The 18055-nt window shown below is 58.9% G+C and carries 27 protein-coding genes and 1 pseudogene; 24 read left to right on the top strand and 4 right to left on the bottom strand.

Annotated features, from left to right (window positions below; translation table 11 throughout):
* Positions 1-7 precede the first annotated feature (7 nt).
* The 10 genes from NFS22_RS09200 (at position 8) to NFS22_RS09155 (ending at position 5780) form a co-directional block, all read left to right on the top strand.
* Entirely contained in the window at positions 8-397 is a 390-nt protein-coding gene (locus NFS22_RS09200; protein ID WP_251317456.1) for a hypothetical protein, read from the top strand.
* Between the two features lie 3 nt (positions 398-400).
* Complete coding sequence (locus NFS22_RS09195; protein ID WP_251317454.1) at positions 401-784, top strand: hypothetical protein; 384 nt, start codon at positions 401-403, stop codon at positions 782-784.
* Entirely contained in the window at positions 778-1041 is a 264-nt protein-coding gene (locus NFS22_RS09190; protein ID WP_251317452.1) for a molybdopterin oxidoreductase, read from the top strand. Before NFS22_RS09195 ends, NFS22_RS09190 begins: the two co-directional genes overlap by 7 nt.
* Positions 1034-1723: a hypothetical protein gene (locus tag NFS22_RS09185; RefSeq protein WP_251317450.1), complete on the top strand. Its 690-nt coding sequence runs from the start codon at positions 1034-1036 to the stop codon at positions 1721-1723. Before NFS22_RS09190 ends, NFS22_RS09185 begins: the two co-directional genes overlap by 8 nt.
* Before the next feature lie 14 nt (positions 1724-1737).
* Positions 1738-2313: a LysM peptidoglycan-binding domain-containing protein gene (locus NFS22_RS09180; protein WP_251317448.1), complete on the top strand. Its 576-nt coding sequence runs from the start codon at positions 1738-1740 to the stop codon at positions 2311-2313.
* Positions 2310-3260, top strand: coding sequence for a hypothetical protein (locus NFS22_RS09175; protein WP_251317446.1), 951 nt, complete (start codon positions 2310-2312; stop codon positions 3258-3260). Before NFS22_RS09180 ends, NFS22_RS09175 begins: the two co-directional genes overlap by 4 nt.
* Before the next feature lie 71 nt (positions 3261-3331).
* The gene (locus NFS22_RS09170) at positions 3332-3775 is read left to right on the top strand and encodes a hypothetical protein (protein WP_251317444.1); all 444 of its coding nucleotides are present in this window, start codon (positions 3332-3334) and stop codon (positions 3773-3775) included.
* Positions 3776-3787: 12 nt separating this feature from the next.
* Positions 3788-4162: a hypothetical protein gene (locus tag NFS22_RS09165; protein WP_251317442.1), complete on the top strand. Its 375-nt coding sequence runs from the start codon at positions 3788-3790 to the stop codon at positions 4160-4162.
* On the top strand, positions 4159-5214 hold the full coding sequence (locus tag NFS22_RS09160; protein WP_251317441.1) for a baseplate J/gp47 family protein: 1056 nt from the start codon (positions 4159-4161) through the stop codon (positions 5212-5214). Before NFS22_RS09165 ends, NFS22_RS09160 begins: the two co-directional genes overlap by 4 nt.
* Positions 5211-5780 carry a DUF2313 domain-containing protein gene (locus NFS22_RS09155; RefSeq protein WP_251317439.1) on the top strand — a complete coding sequence of 190 codons (570 nt, stop codon included), beginning with the start codon at positions 5211-5213 and terminating at the stop codon, positions 5778-5780. Before NFS22_RS09160 ends, NFS22_RS09155 begins: the two co-directional genes overlap by 4 nt.
* 36 nt (positions 5781-5816) lie before the next feature.
* On the opposite strand, the gene NFS22_RS09150 is transcribed toward NFS22_RS09155, so the two are convergent.
* The 4 genes from NFS22_RS09150 to NFS22_RS09135 all read right to left on the bottom strand — a co-directional run bounded on the left by NFS22_RS09150 (position 5817) and on the right by NFS22_RS09135 (position 9363).
* Positions 5817-7010 (bottom strand): hypothetical protein, encoded by a 1194-nt coding sequence (locus tag NFS22_RS09150; RefSeq protein ID WP_251317438.1) that lies wholly within the window; start codon positions 7008-7010, stop codon positions 5817-5819.
* Positions 7007-7402, bottom strand: a complete 396-nt coding sequence (locus tag NFS22_RS09145) for a type II toxin-antitoxin system HicB family antitoxin (protein WP_251317437.1) — start codon at positions 7400-7402, stop codon at positions 7007-7009. Before NFS22_RS09145 ends, NFS22_RS09150 begins: the two co-directional genes overlap by 4 nt.
* Positions 7403-7453: 51 nt before the next feature.
* Positions 7454-7600 (bottom strand): type II toxin-antitoxin system HicA family toxin, encoded by a 147-nt coding sequence (locus NFS22_RS09140; RefSeq protein WP_251317493.1) that lies wholly within the window; start codon positions 7598-7600, stop codon positions 7454-7456.
* Positions 7601-7728: 128 nt separating this feature from the next.
* Complete coding sequence (locus NFS22_RS09135; RefSeq protein WP_251317435.1) at positions 7729-9363, bottom strand: class I adenylate-forming enzyme family protein; 1635 nt, start codon at positions 9361-9363, stop codon at positions 7729-7731.
* A 385-nt stretch (positions 9364-9748) separates the two neighbouring features.
* Between NFS22_RS09135 and NFS22_RS09130 the strand changes: the two genes are divergently transcribed.
* From NFS22_RS09130 to NFS22_RS09070, 14 genes and pseudogenes are all read left to right on the top strand, one after another.
* Positions 9749-10054: a YerC/YecD family TrpR-related protein gene (locus NFS22_RS09130; protein WP_251317433.1), complete on the top strand. Its 306-nt coding sequence runs from the start codon at positions 9749-9751 to the stop codon at positions 10052-10054.
* A 141-nt stretch (positions 10055-10195) separates the two neighbouring features.
* A complete protein-coding gene (gene iorA, locus NFS22_RS09125) occupies positions 10196-11953 on the top strand; it encodes an indolepyruvate ferredoxin oxidoreductase subunit alpha (protein WP_251317431.1) in 1758 nt (585 codons plus the stop codon).
* Positions 11954-11956: 3 nt separating this feature from the next.
* The gene (locus NFS22_RS09120; RefSeq protein WP_251317429.1) at positions 11957-12529 is read left to right on the top strand and encodes an indolepyruvate oxidoreductase subunit beta; all 573 of its coding nucleotides are present in this window, start codon (positions 11957-11959) and stop codon (positions 12527-12529) included.
* 21 nt (positions 12530-12550) lie between these two features.
* On the top strand, positions 12551-12940 hold the full coding sequence (locus tag NFS22_RS09115) for a hypothetical protein (protein WP_251317427.1): 390 nt from the start codon (positions 12551-12553) through the stop codon (positions 12938-12940).
* Positions 12941-13054: 114 nt separating this feature from the next.
* A complete protein-coding gene (locus NFS22_RS09110) occupies positions 13055-14356 on the top strand; it encodes a phenylacetate--CoA ligase family protein (protein WP_251317425.1) in 1302 nt (433 codons plus the stop codon).
* Positions 14357-14369: 13 nt separating this feature from the next.
* Positions 14370-14801 carry an acetolactate synthase gene (locus NFS22_RS09105; RefSeq protein WP_338147957.1) on the top strand — a complete coding sequence of 144 codons (432 nt, stop codon included), beginning with the start codon at positions 14370-14372 and terminating at the stop codon, positions 14799-14801.
* A gap of 39 nt (positions 14802-14840) precedes the next feature.
* The gene (locus NFS22_RS09100; protein WP_251317423.1) at positions 14841-15221 is read left to right on the top strand and encodes a hypothetical protein; all 381 of its coding nucleotides are present in this window, start codon (positions 14841-14843) and stop codon (positions 15219-15221) included.
* 134 nt (positions 15222-15355) lie between these two features.
* Positions 15356-15457 (top strand): HNH endonuclease, encoded by a 102-nt coding sequence (locus NFS22_RS24065; RefSeq protein ID WP_420908856.1) that lies wholly within the window; start codon positions 15356-15358, stop codon positions 15455-15457.
* Between the two features lie 102 nt (positions 15458-15559).
* Positions 15560-15835 (top strand): annotated as a pseudogene (locus NFS22_RS09095) (VirB6/TrbL-like conjugal transfer protein, CD1112 family); the annotation flags it as partial.
* A gap of 76 nt (positions 15836-15911) precedes the next feature.
* On the top strand, positions 15912-16172 hold the full coding sequence (locus tag NFS22_RS09090) for a type II toxin-antitoxin system prevent-host-death family antitoxin (RefSeq protein ID WP_251317421.1): 261 nt from the start codon (positions 15912-15914) through the stop codon (positions 16170-16172).
* On the top strand, positions 16162-16500 hold the full coding sequence (locus NFS22_RS09085) for a type II toxin-antitoxin system RelE/ParE family toxin (protein ID WP_338147956.1): 339 nt from the start codon (positions 16162-16164) through the stop codon (positions 16498-16500). Before NFS22_RS09090 ends, NFS22_RS09085 begins: the two co-directional genes overlap by 11 nt.
* A 94-nt stretch (positions 16501-16594) precedes the next feature.
* The gene (locus tag NFS22_RS09080; protein WP_251317419.1) at positions 16595-16975 is read left to right on the top strand and encodes a hypothetical protein; all 381 of its coding nucleotides are present in this window, start codon (positions 16595-16597) and stop codon (positions 16973-16975) included.
* A gap of 18 nt (positions 16976-16993) precedes the next feature.
* A complete protein-coding gene (locus tag NFS22_RS09075) occupies positions 16994-17224 on the top strand; it encodes a helix-turn-helix domain-containing protein (protein ID WP_251317417.1) in 231 nt (76 codons plus the stop codon).
* A 57-nt stretch (positions 17225-17281) separates the two neighbouring features.
* Entirely contained in the window at positions 17282-17995 is a 714-nt protein-coding gene (locus tag NFS22_RS09070; RefSeq protein WP_251317415.1) for a polysaccharide deacetylase family protein, read from the top strand.
* Positions 17996-18055: the final 60 nt, after the last annotated feature.

The following is an 18055-nucleotide window of genomic DNA, read 5'->3' as shown; positions in this document are numbered from 1 at the left end:
TTAAACAATGAGTATTGCGGGATTTCCCACCAGCAGCGACATCTATCTGGAGGCGGACGGCGTGCGGGTGGCGGTGGTGCAGAGCTACGCCGCCAAAACAACCAAGAGCAGCATTGCGGTGGAGGCCTTTGGCGAGGAGGAGCCGGTGGCCACTGTGGCCGGACAGGCCGCCCATGTGATTGAGCTGACCCGACTGTATGCCACAGACGAGGCTATTAGGGACAACATCAATTTTCATGACCTGTCCGGCTTCTCCCTGGTGATCTGCAAGCCGGATAAGAAAATTATTTACTCCGACTGCCAGTGGAGCTCCATTGAGGAGAGCGCCAATATAGGCAGCATGGTGCTGGAAAAGGTCACTCTGGTGGCCTCCAGGCGGATTGAAACGGGGGTGTAAGATGTGGCGCTGTCCATTTTAGCCGGAAAAGACCGGATTTCTTTGGGGGACGGCTTTGATCTGCGGCTGTTGTCGGCGCTGGAGGTGCTCCAGGCCCGGAGGGAGAGCGCGGAGCTGGCCGGTGATGGCAGAGAGCAGGCTCTGTGCTCCAACGCCTGCCTGCTGGCCAGGGCGCTGGAGGGAACGGAGGACCATGTGCCAGTCTTTGCCGACGGACGGGCGGTGCTGGCCGGGCTGACGGTGGAGGAGATTGCCCGTCTGGCCGCCCGGTGGAGCGCCTTCAGCCGGGAAAGCGATCCGGGGCTGGACCTGTCTCAGGAGGAGCTGGAGAAGGTAAAAAAAAACTCCGTGACACCCCCGAAGAGCGGCTGCGCTGGCGGGTGCTGAAACAGTTTGGCGCTTTGCCCACCGAAGAGCGGGCCAGGATGATGAAGGGACGGGACTACCTGTGGTGTTTGACAAACATCCTCTTGGACCGTGAGGAGGATCTGGGACGGCTGTGTCTCGGATGCCGGTCCCGAGCGCTGGAGGAGCGCTGCCCGGTGTGCGGCCAGGCCACACGCCAGCGGGCAGAGGAGAGGGACAATGCCGCCTTTGACCTGGATCGCTTTTTGGAGCTGAAAGGAGGGACGCAGCTTGCCTGACTATCTGGAGGAGAGCCTGGAAAACGCCAACCGGCTGCTGGAGCAGGTGAGGCGGTTGGAGAGAGAGCTGTCCGGGCTGGAGCAGCAGAACGCAGGACAGGAGGAGGCTCCTTCGGCTGACAGATTACAGAACAGGTCTGTATCCGAAAAGGCGGAAGGGGTTTACAATGAGAAAACGGTTGTCAACCGAGATGTGGAAATAGGTGACGATAGAATAAGTGTTAGAGAAGACGGCAATCCGGGCGGAAAAAGAGTTGCAAATGGGACAGATGGGCCGGCGGGAGAGCCGGAGCTTTTGAGACAAACGCTCTTTGGAGGGGAAAATGTGCCGCCAAGGGTTGACACCCTCCCGGCGGCGGAGGTTGACAGGCCAAAGGTTGGGGCCGTTCTGGCGTCCCAGCTGGAGCATATGGACCGGGCGGCGGCCGTTCCCCCCGGCGGGGGAAAGAGCGGCTGGGATGGGGCGGGGAGACCGGGCGGCGGCCCCGTCTCCCCTGCTGGGGCCCCATGGAGGACGGTCTATCCCCAGGCGGCAGAGGCGCCGGAGGGGGAGCGGGCCCCGGTTGGGGTCGCCGATGGTGTCCGCTCCAATTTTGGCAGTGACGCCGGCTGGGCGGAGCGGACGGATCAGGCCTTCCGCCGGGACAGCCGCCGGTATGACGGGGGCTTTTATCTGTACTGAGAAGGAGTGATGGGATGAATCTGACCCCTATGCGCTATAAAAGCTACACCTGGCCCCACAACCCCAGGGTGTACTCCATCGACTTTCAGCGGGCTGTGGCGGTACACAAGACGCCCTTCAGCCGCTACCAGCTCCAGGACCTGGGGATGGGGCACCGGGTTATGGAGGGCGAGGGTGAGTTTGCAGGGGATGGCGCCTATGTGGAGTTTCAGCGGCTGGCCTGTGTCTTTTACGAGGATGGGCCGGGGCTGCTGGTACACCCCCTTTGGCAGGTGGCCAACGCCTACTTTGTCTCCCTGCGGGTAGAGCAGGAGCCCAGGCCCGACTATGTGCGCTACTCCTTTGCCTTTTGGGAGGAATATGGGCTGTATAACGGCCTGGCCTCCCAGGTGGGGGAGCGGACGGGGACAGCGGGGGGCGGCATCTCCCAGGCGGGCAGTCAGCCCCTCTACCACCGGGTGGTGAAGGGGGATACCCTGTGGGCGCTGGCCAGCCGGTATGGGGTGAGGCTGGCGGAGCTGATTGCTCTCAATCCCCAGATTAAAAATCCCAACCTGATTTTGGTGGGTGAGGAGGTGCGAGTGCGTTGACCGCTTATGTGACAGACGCCAAACAGGTGCGCTGGGCGCTGCCCAGGCCGGTGGCCTGGCGGCTGGAATATACCGCAGGGGTGCCCTGCGACAGCTTTTGGCTGCGGTGCGTCTGGGATGAGAACAACACCACCAGGCCGGAGGACTGGGTGGGCTTTACGGCGGAATACCAGGGAGAGCGGGTCTTCACCGGGGTAGTGGATGAGTGCGAGGTGAGCGTCACCGGCCAAGGGCGGCTGCTGGAGCTGTCCGGCAGGGGGATGGCCGCCCTGCTGCTGGACAATGAGGCCCTGGGCCAGGACTATCAGGTTGCCACCCAGCTGGACATTATCCGGGACCATGTGCAGCCCTACGGGATCAGTGTGGCCTCCAAGGGCAAGCTGCCTCCGGTGAGCCAGTTCTCGGTGTCCACCGGGAGCAGCGAGTGGTCGGTGGTCTATGAGTTTGCCCGGTACTACGGGGGAGTCGCCCCCCGTTTTGATCGGGAGGGCCGGCTGGTGCTCACCGGCTGGGACGACAGCGAGGAGCGGGTGGTGGATGACAGCGTCCCCCTCATTTCCCTGGTCCGCCGGGATAAGCGCTACGGGGTGCTGTCCCAGGTGATGATCCGGGACCGGTGGGGCGGTACAGCGGAGACGGTCACCAACAAGAAATTTGCTGCGGCAGGAGGCCGGGCACGGCGGATTATCACCCTGCCCGCAAAAAACGCCTACAAGTCCATGCGGTACAGCGGACAGTTCCAGCTGGATAAATCAGCCTCTGAGCTGTTTCGAATGGAGGTGACCATCGGACAGCCCTTCTGTGCCTGGCCGGGGGATTTGGTTACCGTCCGGCGCAAAGGGCTGGACTGGAACGGCCAATACCGGGCCGTTCAGGTGACGGTGGGGATGGACGGCGCAGGCCGCTGGAGCCGGCTGGAGCTGGCCGATCCTGACTTTACGGTGTGACTGTAAAGTCGGCCACAGGCCGCCCCTGCTGCAAATCTGATAAATGCTAAAAAATAAATGAGGTGTGAAGTATGTGGACATCACAGCGGGATCGAAATTTGCGGGTGCAGGAGCCGGCGGCGGAGATGGGCACCATCACCATGGGGGGCGACCCCGCCGGGGTGAGCCTGGGGGGTGAGCGGCGCTGGCTGAACGTCTACGGCCCGGGAGGCTACAGCTGGCGGCCCACCTCCGGGGACAAGGTGCTGGTGCTCAAGGCGGGGGCGGAGGGGGAATCCCCCTGCATTCTGGGCACCACCCAGGACGCGGAGGACCTGAAGCCAGGGGAGGTCAGGCTGACCGGCATGGAGTGCTCCCTCCACCTGGGCCAGGGACAGGTGGAGGTGACCGGCGGAAAGAATTCCATGAGCCTGGGCCAGGGCGGACTGGCCATCAACGGCCAGTCTCTGGAGAGCATGGTGCGGGAAATCGCCCGGGAGGCCGCCCAGGAGCTTATCAGTCAGATGAAATTGTGAGGAGGAAACAGCGTGGAGTGGAAGCTCGTGAATGGGGATTATGTCCCCAATGGGATGGGCAGCTTTACCGCCCTGTCCGGAGGGGAGGAGGTGCTGGCCCGGGTGCTGTACCGCCTGACCGCTCGGAGAGGGGCGATGCCCTTTCTGCCCAATCTGGGCAGTCGGCTGTATCAGCTGGGCCGGGAAAAGGCGTCGGCCCGTCAGGTTCTGGCCGCCCAGTATGTGGCTGAGGCCCTGCGGGAGGAGCCTGAGCTGGCGGTGGAGTCGGTGGAGCTGACCCAGGCGGGGGAGACGGGGCTGCTTACCGTTTTCCTGAGCTGGGAGGGCGAGGAGCTGACGGTTCAGCTGCCCCTTGTGATGACGGCTGGAGGAGTGGAAACGAGATGAAAACCATTGATGAAATTTATCAGGAGATGCTTGTCTATTTTGGGGAGCGGACAGGGCTGGAGCCCCAGGGGGGCTGTGATCTGTCCGCCCGGCTGTACGCCCTGGCGGCCCAGGTCTATGCTCTGTACGTCCAGGCGGACTGGGTGGTGAGGCAGGCCTTTCCCCAGACGGCGGAGGGGGAGTATCTGGACCGCCACGCCCAGCTGCGGGGCCTGGAGCGCAAGCCGGCGGTGGCCGCCGTGGGAACAGTCCGTTTTACCGCCGGAGAGGCGGCGGCCGCCGCGCGGGACATCCCCCAGGGAACGGTGTGCATGACGGCGGGGCTGGTCCGGTTTGAGACCACCGCTCCCGCCGTGCTGGCGGCGGGAGAGCTGGCGGTGGACGTCCCTATCCGGGCGCTGGAGGCCGGGAGCTTGGGAAATGTGTCCGCCGGGGCTATCACCTCCATGGCGGTGGCCCCTGTGGGGATTTCCGTGTGCTCCAACCCGGAGCCCTGTTCCGGCGGGGCCGATGGGGAGGAGGACGGGGCCCTGCGGGTTCGGGTGCTGGAGACCTTTAAGCGCCTGCCCAACGGGGCCAACAGCGCCTTCTACCAGCAGGGGGCGCTGTCCTTTGACCAGGTGGCGGCGGCGGCAGTCATTCCCCGGCCCAGAGGGGTGGGCTCGGTGGATATTGTGCCCGCTACTCTGGCCGGTCTGCCCGGAGAAGAGCTGCTGGAAGAGCTGGAGGACTATTTTGAGCAGCGGCGGGAGATCGCCGTGGATTTGAAGGTCCGCGCCCCCGAGACGGTGACGGTGCATATCGCCGTCAAGGTGGAGCCCGGGGAGGGCCGGAACAGGGCGGAGGTGCTGGCCCGGGTAGAGGAGGCCATCCGGGGCTGGTTTACCGGCAGACTGCTGGGCCAGCGGGTGCTTCGGGCCAAACTGGGCGAGATCATTTACCACTGCGACGGGGTGGCCAACTACGCCATCACAACCCCGGCGGCTGACGTGGCAATCGGGGAGGACCAGCTGCCTATACTGGGTACGCTAAGTGTGGAGGAAAAGGCATGAAGCACGCAATTTGCCTGAGAGAGCTGCTGCGCCCTTTAGGGGTGTACAATCTGGAGGCCGTGTTCAATGGCGGGGAACTGGACGCCCAGGGGGAGGCGCTGGATAACATCATGGCCTGGCTGGAGGAGGTCTGGCGGGAGTCCTCCCTGGCGTCGGCGGAGAGCTGGGGGCTGGAAAAGATTGCCTCCCTGCTGATTCGCCGCCCGGTGGCCGCCGATCCGGGAAAAATGGCCGCCGCCCTGGCCGCCCTGCTGCGTATCGGCGGGGACAGCTTTACCCTGGATGCCATTAACGACACCATCTCCGGCTGCGGCGTTCCCGCCGTGGTGAAGGAGCGGGGAAAGGGGCTGGTGTCCGTCTCCTTTCCCGGTGTGGCCGGGGAGCCGGGCAACTTTCAGGAGCTGAAAAAGATCATTGAGGACATCCTGCCCACCCATCTGGGCATTGAATACGACTTCTGGTACCTCACCTGGAGGGAACTGGAGGCCAATTTCCCCAGCTGGAAGTCCATTGAGGACCCGGAATTTTCCTGGAGTGAGCTGGAGACCTGTGTGGAATATCTGTAATCAAAACGCCCTGCGGCACAGTCCGCAGGGCGTTTTTTACTGAAAAGGGTCCCAGGCCAGGCCGTCACCTTGAACCGGCTCAGACGTGGGGACAGTATAGCTCTGATTTTTGAAGAAGGAGGCCCGCTTCCAGCAGTCCTGGTAAATTTGAAAGGTCACCGCGCCGTTGGGCTCCACCGTCACATCCTGGATATTGTCGAAGAAATAGGCGTAGACCTCCTCCTCTTGGACACTGAGGACTGCGCAGTGGACATTGATCCATTTTTCCTCCTCCTGCTCCAGCCGGAGCAGGCAGTCGGTTTGGCCGTCCCCGTTTACGTCGGCCCAGGCGGTCTCTTTCAGCTCCAGAGGCTGTTTCCCGTAAGGGTAGGCCGCCCCGGGCCGGAGATACTCCTCCAGCGTGGTCAGGCCGGTGTCCCCGTGAAAGCCGTCCCCGGACACACCAAAGAAGGGAGCGTTCCCATACAGAACCTGTTCCACGACAGCCCGTACCTGAACCTCGTCCATGGGGGCGGGGAGCTCCCGGTTCTGGTAATCGCAGACGGGCAGTACCAGGGCGGGGCTGTCCGCCGGGCGGAGCTGGGTACAGGTATAGCAGGAGGGGACAAGCTGAGCGCCGGGAATGAGCTGAGCAGGATCGGTGTAGCCCTTTTCACGGGTGTCCTCCTCAGTTTCGGTGAGGAGGGTCTCCCAGGGGCCAATGACCCCGCCCTCCCCTATGGAAAATTTCTCAATGCTGCCATAGCCCATGTGGCCGAAGCGGATGATTACCCCATCCTCCTCCGGGACGGTGTACAGGGAGGAGTGGCCCGACTGGAAGGAGCCCAGGCTGGAGATCTGCCCGCCGTGGAAGGTGTAGACCAGAGTGTAATAGTCCGCCTCGCAGTTGCCGCACTTCAAAAAGAGCTCAGGGACGCCGTCCTTGTCCACGTCGTAGAGGGAGTAGGAGTCGCTGGGCATATCATCTCCGGAAAAGGACAGCTCCCCCATCGTATGCTGGTATTCCGCCGAGCGCAGGTTTGCTAAAAATTCGGTGTAGGCCTCCTGCCAGGGGGCATAATCCCCCGGAGGCACATCGGCGGTCTGGGGCAGGGAGCGGGAGGGCTCTGTCTCTTCCTGAACAGTGATGGCGGGAGAGGGAACAGAGACGGAAGCAGAGGAGGGTGGAGCGGCGGGGGCGCAACCGGTGAGGCACAGAGCCAGCAGCAAGCAAAAGATATATTTTTTCATCTCTGGTTCTGTCCTTCCATGCCCAGCTTGGCTTTCAGTGCCTCCTGAAGTACGCCGGAAAAGTTTAGGTGAGCGGCTTCCGCTGCCTCGTTGAGCCAGGCGGGGAGAGAGAGCGTCTTCTTTACAGACCGGTTGTTTTTTCTGGCGTACTCCGCCGCATTGAACGGAATCATGACCACGAAATCCTCTCCTTCCGGAGAAAGAGCGGAGGGAGTGGTGGCCTGGGGGTATTCGCTTATCCCCTCCAGCATCAGCCCAATGGCATCTTTGGCCATCTCCACCGCTTCGTCTATGGTGTCGCCTTGGGTGGAGCAGCCCTCAATGTCCGGGATAAAGACCGAGTAACCCACCTCCTCGGGATGGAACACGGCTGGATAATATGCGTTTTTCATAGTGCAGCGCTCCTTTTGCAGACAGTTTGAATTACTTCAGTCCTGCGTCTTTCAATATCTTTTGCTCCAGACCCTTTTTAAGTCTTTTGTGTGATAGGGTACAATAACCGTCCTTTTGGTCGTTTCGTTCCAGAATTTCCGGTGTAAACCGTTGGAGTTAATGCACACATACCCATTGGCCCGGAGAAGTTGAACCATTTCCCGCGGGGTCATTGGCATTTGACATCACTCCGTTTCTATATATCAGTATATACGTGTTTTACGTATCTGTCAACAGAAAAACAAAACAGAGGGATGCTGTGTCCATCCCTCTGTTTTTGAAAGTATTATCCCTGATTCTGTGCCTCCACCAGGCGGACGCCGCAGTAGGTTTCCCGCAGTTTGGGCTTTTCGATCTTTCCGGTGGGGTTGCGGGGGACGCTGGCGAAGATGATTTTCCGGGGCCGCTTGTACCGGGGCAGGTCCATGCAGAACTGGTTGATCTCGCTCTCGGTGCAGTTCATGCCCTCCTTCACCTGGATAATGGCGGCGGCAATCTCCCCCAGCCGCTTGTCGGGCAGGCCGATCACGGCCACGTCATGTACCTTGGGGTAGGCGGACAAAAAGTCTTCAATCTGCACCGGGTACAGATTCTCGCCGCCAGAGATGATGACGTCCTTCTTCCGGTCCACCAGGAAGACAAAGCCGTCCTCGTCCTGGCGGGCCATGTCGCCGGTGTGGAGCCAGCCGTTTTCCAGCACCTCGGCAGTAGCCTCCTCGTTGTGGTAGTAGCACACCATCACGCCGGGACCCTTGACGCACAGCTCGCCTACATCTCCCTGCTTCACAGGCTGGTTCTGCTCGTCCACAATTTTAATCTTCCAGCCATAGCCGGGGACTCCAATGGCCCCCACCTTGTGGACGTTGTCCACCCCCAGGTGGACGCAGCCCGGGCCGGTGGACTCGGACAGGCCGTAATTGGTGTCATATTTGTGGTGGGGGAAGTACTCCAGCCAGTGTTTGATAAGGGAGGGGGGCACCGGCTGGGCCCCGATATGCATCAGCCGCCATTGGGACAGGTGAAAATCTTCGATATTCATCTCTCCACGGTCCAGGGCAGCCAGAATATCCTGGGCCCAGGGCACCAACAGCCAGACAATGGTACATTTTTCCTGGCTGGCCGCCTGGAAAATGGCGGAGGGGGAGTTGCCCTTGAGCAAAACCGCCTTGCTTCCGGTAAACAGGGAGCCGAACCAGTGCATCTTGGCCCCGGTGTGGTACAGGGGCGGAATGCACAAAAACACGTCCTCATGGGTGGTCTCGTGGTGGATGGCCTCCATCCGGGCGGACTGCATCAGGGCGGTGTGCTTGAGCAGAATGGCCTTGGGGAAGCCGGTGGTGCCGGAGGAGTAGTAGATGGCCCCCTCATCCTCGTCGTCCACCAGCACCTTGGGAGGGCGGCTGGAACAGTTGACGGTGGCCCACAGGTAGTCCTCAGCGAAGGGGGGGCAGTGCTCCCCCACAAAGAAGAGGAGCATCTGTCTGGAAATTTTGGGGACAATGGTCTCCATCCGCCCAATGAACTCAGGGCCGAAGAAAAGCACGTCGGCATCGGCCAGCTTGAGGCAGTATTCAATCTCGTCTGCGGTGTAGCGGAAGTTCAGGGGGACGGCCACCGCCCCGGTTTTCAGGATGCCGAAATAGATGGGCAGCCAGTCCAGGCAGTTCATCATCAGAATGGCCACCTTCTGGCCCTTTCGGATGCCCCGGCCCAGCAGCATGTTGGCCACCCGGTTGGCCTTCTCGTCAAAGACGGACCAGGTGATCTCCCGGCGGTAGGGGGCGTCGCCGGTGGGCTGGATCAGCTCATACTCCTTCCAGGTGACCCGCTGCTCCTCCCGGACCTCCGGGTTGATCTCCACCAGGGCGACCTCATCGCCGTACAGTTTGCTGTTGCGCTCCAACAGGTCGGTGATAGGCATTGCGCATGTTCCTTTCTAAAAGCGGGCGGATACCCGCGAAACTTTATTGATTTTAACCGTTAAAGTATTGTAGCGCATATTTCCCGTCCTGTCAAGAAAATTCCCGAACCCCACAGAAACCGTCATATTTGCAGGGCGGGACGACTTGGTCACCGCAGGTTGGCGGCTGCTGCCAAGGGCGCGCCGGGGCCGTCCGCAGAAATAAACAGGTCTGCCCGTGACAGGCGGGCGGCCACAGGCCGCCCTTACATATGTCAGCAAAGCTGATGATTGCTATAAACCCATAATTTTTCCCGCGTCCGCTCTTTACTTTCGCACTTTCCTATGCTAAACTTTATAGCGGTGAATTTTGCGCTGAAAAGCTGCTGGAAAAGGAGGGGTTATCATGGCGAAAGGGGACAGGAGAGAGCGGAGCATGGCCCTGTACGAGACCATCCTGAAACTGAAGGATCTGGACGAGTGCTGCCGGTTCTTCGACGATCTGTGTACCCCCACAGAGCTGCGCTCTTTGGAGCAGCGCTTTGATGTGGCGGTGTATTTGCAGCAGGGGCTGGTTTATCTGGACATTCTGGACAGAACGGGGGCCTCCAGCGCCACCATCAGCCGGGTCCGGCGGTCCATGCTGGACAACGGCGCGGGCGGCGTGATGCGGGAGGTTATCGCCCGGGAAGGGCTGCACGAAAAGGAATAAGCCTCTCTCTGAGAGGGAGGTGGCACGGCGGAGCCGCGGCGAAGGGAGTGCGTCAGACAAAAACTCCCTCAGTCACCGCCTTTGGCGGTGACTGCTCCCTCAAGGAGGGAGCCACTATAAGGAAGAAAGCAGGAAAACGATATGAAGCAACTGATGTTGGGCAACGCCGCCGTTGCCCGGGGACTGTATGAGGCGGGCTGCTGCGTGATCTCCAGCTACCCCGGCACCCCCAGCACCGAGATCACCGAGGAGGCCGCCAAGTATGATGAAATCTACTGTGAGTGGGCCCCCAACGAGAAGGTGGCTATGGAGACCGCCTTCGGGGCCTGTCTGGCGGGCAAGCGGTCCTTCTGTGCCATGAAGCACGTGGGCCTAAATGTGGCCGCCGACCCCCTGTTCACCATGAGCTACACCGGGGTCAACGCCGGTATGGTGGTGGGGGTGGCCGACGATGCCGGGATGCACTCCTCCCAGAACGAGCAGGACTCCCGCCACCACGCCATTGCCGCCAAGGTGCCCATGCTGGAGCCCTCCGACTCCGCCGAGGCTCTGGAGTTTACCAAGCTGGCCTATGAGCTGTCCGAGCAGTTTGACACCCCGGTGCTGTTAAAGATGTGTACCCGGGTGGCCCACTCTCAGTCGTTGGTAGAGACCTCTGGCCGGATGGAGCCCGCCGTAAAGCCCTATGAGAAGGATATTGCCAAGTACGTCATGATGCCCGGCAACGCCATCCGCCGCCACCCCTTTGTGGAGGAGCGCACCCGCAGGCTTCAGGCGTGGGCGGAGACCGCCTCCATCAACCGGGTGGAGATGTCGAAGGCGGAGAAGGGCGATACCACGGTAGGCGTCATTACCTCCTCCACCTCCTACCAGTACGTAAAAGAGGTCTTTGGGGACGCTGTCTCTATTCTCAAGCTGGGTATGACCAACCCCCTGCCTGTCAAGCTGATTCAGGATTTTGCCTGTAAAGTGGAAAAGCTTGTTGTGGTGGAAGAGCTGGACCCCGTCATAGAGAACCACTGTAAAGCGCTGGGCCTTGCTGTCTCCGGCAAGGATTTCCTGCCCGTTGAGGGGGAGTTCTCCCAGAACCTCATCGCGAAAAAGATGGGGGAGGAGGTCTATGAGGGCCGCGCCATTGACGACCCCATCCCGCCCCGTCCTCCCGTCATGTGCGCCGGGTGCCCCCACCGGGGACTGTTCTACACCCTGAGTAAAAACAAATGTACCGTTCTGGGTGATATCGGCTGCTACACCCTGGGGGCGGTGGCCCCCCTGGCCGCCATGGACATGACATTGTGTATGGGGGCCTCCATCTCCGCCGTCCACGGCTTCAACAAGGCTCTGGGTGCGGAGGCCGAGGGCAAAACCGTGGCCGTCATTGGTGACTCCACCTTTATGCACTCGGGCATGACGGGCCTTGCCAATATCGCCTATAACCAGTCCAACTCCACTGTGATTATTTTGGACAACTCCATTACCGGCATGACCGGACACCAGCAAAACCCCACCACCGGCTACAATATCAAGGGCGACCCCGCCGGAAAAATTGACCTGGAGGCCCTGTGCAAGGCTATGGGCTTTACACGGGTCCGGGTGGTGGACCCCTACGATTTGAAGGCCTGCGATACCGTTTTAAAGGAGGAGCTGGCCGTGGAGGAGCCCTCCGTCATCATCAGCCGCCGCCCCTGTGCACTGCTCAAATACGTCAAGCATAGCGCTCCCCTGAAGGTGGACGTGGTCAAGTGCGTGGGCTGCCGCAGCTGTATGAGAATCGGCTGTCCCGCCATCTCCATCAGGGAGGGCAAGGCCCATGTGGACGCCACCCTGTGCGTGGGCTGCGGCGTGTGCGAACAGCTGTGCGGCGTGAAGGCGTTCCAGAGTACCGGGAAGGAGGGTTGAGCAATGGAAACCAAAAATATTATGATTGTCGGCGTGGGGGGCCAGGGCTCTCTGCTGGCCTCCAAGCTGCTGGGCCACCTGCTGATGGAACAGGGCTATGACGTGAAGGTGTCCGAGGTCCACGGCATGTCCCAGCGGGGCGGGTCGGTGGTGACCTACGTGCGCTACGGCGATAAAGTAAATTCCCCTGTCATTGACAAGGGGGAGGCGGACTACATTGTCTCCTTTGAGCTGCTGGAGGCCGCCCGGTGGCTGAGCTACTTAAAGCCCGACGGCCAGATCGTCACCTCCACCCAGCAGATCGACCCCATGCCCGTCATCACCGGCGCGGCGGTCTATCCCGACAACCTGGTGGAGAAGATGCGCTCCGCCGGGGCTAAGGTGGACGCCCTGGACTGCCTCAAGCTGGCCGAGGAGGCCGGCTCAGCCAAGGCAGTGAACATTGTCCTTATGGGCCGGCTGTCCCACTACTTCGACCTGCCCGACCAGGCCTGGCAGGAATCTCTGGAGGCCATGGTGCCCCCCAAATTCCTGGAGCTGAACAAAAAGGCTTTTGAGCTGGGGAAAAACGCGTAAACGAGGTGCAGTGCGATAAGAGTGGTGAAATTTTTCAAGGAGTTGGGCTGGCTGCTTTACGGCCTTGCCGCCGCTGCCCGGGCGAAAATAAAACAGAGAAAGCTGCCGCCCTACTTCGCGAAAAACCTGCCGGAGCGGTATGTCAAGTCCCCGGTTTATGACGTCTATTTCGATTGGTACCAGGGGCTGTGTTATGCGACCATCACCCTGGATTTGCGGCTGGATGGGTTTGACCCCACGGGGATCGACCTCAACCGCAAGGAGACCACCGGCCGTCTGCAGCAGGAGGCTCTCCGGATTGGGGAGGCGTATCTCAGCAACCCGCCCATTCCGGTCAATCTCTCCTTTGCGCTGATGTTTCGGGATGGTTCTCCCAAGTATATACTCCCGGCAGGAACATTTCCCCGCTGATTCCCCGTCCACGGAAAAGCCCCTCTTTGTGACGGGGGAGTCTGGCAAAGTTCTTTTTGGTTCTTTTTCTTTCAAGAAAAAGAACATACACATAATCCGAAAGGAATGATCCCCATGGAAAGATACTACCAGCCCGAGATCGAGTGTGCGTCCCGGGAACAAATCAAGGCCTGGCAGGACGAGCGGCTTGTGAAGCAGGTGCGCCACGTCTGGGACAACGTGCCCTACTACCGGAAAAAGATGGAAGAGAAGGGCCTCACCCCGGACGACATTAAGTCCAGCGACGACCTGTACAAGCTGCCCTTTATCACCAAGGCCGACCTGCGGGAGGCCTACCCCTACGGGCTGGTAGCCAAGCCGCTGAAGGAGTGCGTGCGCATCCAGTCCACCTCCGGTACCACGGGCAAGCGGGTGGTGGCCTTCTATACCCAGCACGACATTGACCTGTGGGAGGACTGCTGCGCCCGGGCCATCATGGCCGCCGGGGGCACCGAGGAGGATGTGTGCCAGGTGTCCTACGGCTATGGCCTGTTCACCGGCGGCCCCGGTCTGAACGGCGGTTCCCACAAGGTGGGCTGTCTCACCATCCCCACCTCCTCGGGCAACACCGAGCGGCAGATCATGTTTATTCAGGACCTGTCCGCCACCATTTTGTGCTGTACCCCCTCCTACGCCGCCTATATCGGCGAGACCATGAAGGAGATGGGCCTCACCCCCGACCAGATCCCCCTGAAAGCGGGCATTTTCGGCGCGGAGGCCTGGAGCGAGGAGATGCGCCGGGACATTCAGAATACTCTGGGTATTAAAGCCTACGATATATACGGCCTGACCGAGCTTTCCGGCCCCGGCGTGTCCTTTGAGTGCTCCGCCCAGACGGGTATGCACATCAACGAGGACCACTTCATTGCCGAGATTATCGACCCCGACACCGGTGAGGTCCTGCCTGAGGGCTCCAAGGGCGAGCTGGTGTTCACCTCCATTACCAAGGAGGCCTTCCCTCTGCTTCGCTACCGCACCCGGGATATCTGCATGCTCACCCGGGAGAAGTGCTCCTGCGGCCGCACCCACGTGAAGATGTGCAAGCCCATGGGCCGGTCTGACGACATGCTCATCATCCGGGGGGTTAACGTCTTCCCCTCCCAGATTGAGACCGTCCTGCTCAACCACGGCTACCCCGCCAACTACCAGATTATCGTAGACCGGGTGAAGTCCACCGACACCCTGGACATCCAGGTGGAGATGACCCCCGAGATGTTCACCGACAACATGGGCGAGATCAACCGCCGCCAGAAGGAGCTGGTGGACGGCCTGCGCTCTATGCTGGGCATCACCGCCAAGGTCACCCTGGTGGCCCCCAAGTCCATTGTCCGCAGCGAGGGCAAGGCGGTCCGGGTTATCGACAAGCGGAAAATTTGAGGAGGGTACCATTATGATTAAGCAGATTTCTGTCTTTTTGGAGAACAAGCCCGGTTCCCTATACGCCATGACCGGCGTGCTGGCCCAGAACCAAATCGACATGCGGGCCTTTTCCCTGGCCGAGACCAGCGACTTTGGTATTGCCCGCATCATTGTGGACGACGTGTATAAGACCACCACTGTGCTGAAAGACGCCGGCTTTATCAACAACATCACCCCGGTGCTGGGGGTGGCCATCCCCGATGTGCCCGGCGGGCTGAACAAGGTCCTCCAGGCCCTTACCGACGCCAAGGTAAACGTGGAGTATATGTACGCCTTTCTGGGCGGCAAGGATGTGGACCACGCCTACATGATCTTCCGGGTGGAGGACAACTCCGCTGCCACAGCCGCCCTCTCCGCCCGGGGCATCAAGACGGTGGAGCAGGAGGAGATCGACAAGCTGTAACCGCAAAGTGTGACCCCCGCCCTGGCCGTCCCCGGAGGCGTGGGTGCTCCAGCCGGAAAATCCACAGGTGGAGGCACTGGGAAAATGCTAAACGAAATAACATACGAAAAGCACTTCAATTCAAGCAAAGGGAACAGGGTAGAATTTTGGATCACTAATTTTGATTATTTCGACGGTATTGATTATTTAGCAAAACTATTTTGTAAAAAATACCAAATGCAGGCAGATAAAAAAGTTGAGGGTATTTTCTTTGACTTTATCAAAGTTCATACCAATGATATTGAATATGTTTTAATATGGCATGAAGACATTGGAACCTTATTATACAATCTCAATCAAAATACTGATAACATTGCACAATTAGAAGCACAATTAAGTGCTATTGTTCAAGAGATAAATTCAAGTCTATCTGGAAATTGACTATAAATAAAAGCACCCTCGCCGGCAGGCCCTCAACAGGCTTGCTGGCGGGGTCCTTTGTTTGTCTCTGATAAGTTCCCCTGCTTCAGAAAGTACGGCAATCTTAATTATGCCTTGCCATTCGATAAGGTACAATAAGTTGCGCAAAAAAAAAGACAGATATGCTTTATAAGCGCAGGAAAACACTTGCGCTATGCCTGGAATGCCACGCCAAAATGCACAGCTCTTTAAGCTGACATCTGGAGAGCCGGATACATTGAGAGGTGTACGTCCGGTTCGGAGGGAAGCGTTTGGAACCCTGCCGTAGCAATACGGTAAGGCGCTGGGCGCTTACCCTACTGATGACCAGCCTTGCCCCTATCCCCTTCGCCACTATCGCCAACCGGGAGGCCGGGCACATGGGGAACAACTATTTCAAGTCCCTTTTCGCCGTGGGGTTCCAGGGGATGCTTATCATGGTCTGCATGGCGATCTACGCCGTTCTGGTGCAGGGTATCGCGGCGGGCAGCGACATGATGGGGGCCATCTGGACCTGCATGGGGTACACGGTGCTGTTGTGTTTCGTTCTCTTCAAGACCGGGAGCCTCTCGAAATCCATATGGGGCGCTCACTAAAATACTGTTGTAAAATATGCTGTTGAATTTTACATCAAATCAGGGTATACTAAGGGCAGGAAAGGAGAATATGATTATGCCGAATATCAAACCGATCTCTGATTTGAGGAATTACAGTGATGTGCTCCGTGACGTATCTGTGGGCGCACCGGTCTTTCTCACTAAAAACGGACGCGGGCGCTATGCAATCATTGACATGCAGGACTATGAAAAAACACGGGCTACTCTGAAGCTCATGGGCGAGCTTGCAAAAGGGAAAAAATCTGGAGAGGAAAAGGGATGGCTTTCGTCCTCGGATGTGAGAGCACATTTTCGGGCAAAGGCAAATGATGAATAGCACCCACTACTCCCCGGAAGCCCAGAACGATTTGGACGAAATCTGGGAGTATATTACCTTTGAATTATGTAATCCGCAAGCCGCTGAAAACACCGTAAACAAAATCATGGACACTGTTGATGAACTGGAAAATTTTTCAGAAATCGGCGCTCCGCTGTCCTCTGTGACAGATATAGAAAGCGACTACCGATTTCTCATCAGTGGAAATTACATGGTTTTCTACCGTGTGAATGGGCAGGATGTGTACATTGACCGTGTTCTCTACGGCAGACGGGATTATCTTCGGATTCTGTTTCCTGATTTGCCGCAGAATGACAACGAAGGATAAAACAAAATATAGTAACGATGGAACCGCTGGCTGACGCTGGCGGTTTTTTATTGCTCCGGGCCAAGCTGGCCCGAAGTCTGGAAGGAAGGATACCATGCCGGGACGGGCTCCACGCCGCTACAAGATGGACGAAAACAAAACCGTGCGCTCTGCCTTTCACGGAAAACCCCCGGAGGAATTTACGGAACGGGATATGGCGGCAAATCTTATTGATTGCTGTCAATTTCAATATAATGTATCAGGGCCGGGGAATCATTCCCCGGCCCTTTTCTCCGCCTGTGCGGTTTCTTCTCCGTCAGCAGAAATGTACATTTTTTCTCATTTCCGCCGGGCGGCAATCAGAATATCCAGCGCCTCCTCGCTGGCTCTGAACAAGGTTAAATACATCTCTTTGCAGTCGGGCATACTACCCCTCTCGACAATTATATGGGTGCTGACCATATTTGTCAATATCGGCGTTACCCATATTTTATAGTCTTTTTGGGTGATCGGTATGACTTTTCCGCGGATCCGAGATTTGCGTGAAGATAAGGATAAAAAGCAGATCGAACTGGCAAAGTATCTGAATGTGGACCAAAGCACATATTCGGATTACGAGCGCGGTGTGATTAACATTCCCGTTGAACAGCTGATTAAAATCGCGGATTTTTACAGCGTCAGCCTGGACTATCTGGTAGGACGGGATGACATTCCCAATCGAAAACAGAGAAAATTTTCAACGTAAGTTTTCCGCTCCGCCGCACATACTGACAGCAAAAGCGTCAGGAAAGAGGATGAGGCGGTGAACGGGAAAAAAATATGTGCTCTTTTATGCCTTCTGGCCCTGATAACCGGTCTTCCCGGGGAGGGGACGCCGGTACCGGCGGGGGCGCCGGTTGAGATAGAGGTGAATACCCCGCCCCTGGTGGCCCTCACCTTTGACGACGGCCCCCGCTCCTCCACCACCGGCCCCCTGCTGGACGGCTTGGAGCTTAGGGAGGTGCCCGCCACCTTCTTCCTGGTGGGAAACCGCATCCCGGGCAACGAGGAGCTGGTCCGCCGCATGGCGGCGGAGGGCCATCAGATTGGCATCCACACCTACGACCATGTGGAGCTGAAGGGCCTGTCCCGGCGGGACTTTGACCTTCAGGTGGGCAAGACCCGGGCCCTGATTGCCGAGTTGGCGGGAGAGGGGAATTACTGGCTGCGTCCGCCCTACGGGCTCATGGACGAGCGGGCGAAGAGCTGGTGCGGCGGCCCTGTCATCCTGTGGTCGGTGGACCCGGAGGACTGGAAGGACAACAATATCGACCGGATAGTGGCCTGCGTGGTAGAGCAGGCCTCCGACGGTGATATCATCCTGCTCCACGACCTGTTTCCCAACTCCGCCCAGGCCGCCCTGCGCATTGTAGACGCCCTGCTGGCCAAGGGCTACTGCTTTGTCACCGTAGAACAGCTGATGGAGGAACGGGGCGTTGTTCCGGAGGCAGGGGTGCGGTACAGAAAAATAAATTAAATTTTTCCAAAAACGATTGTATTTTTTGCGGTAATCGTGTAAACTGGGGACAACAGTTTT

This window comes from Flintibacter muris, assembly GCF_943192995.1.
Taxonomy (GTDB): domain Bacteria; phylum Bacillota; class Clostridia; order Oscillospirales; family Oscillospiraceae; genus Lawsonibacter; species Lawsonibacter muris.
Note: the sequence above shows the minus strand (reverse complement) of the source record. Positions and strands in the feature narration are given on the sequence as shown.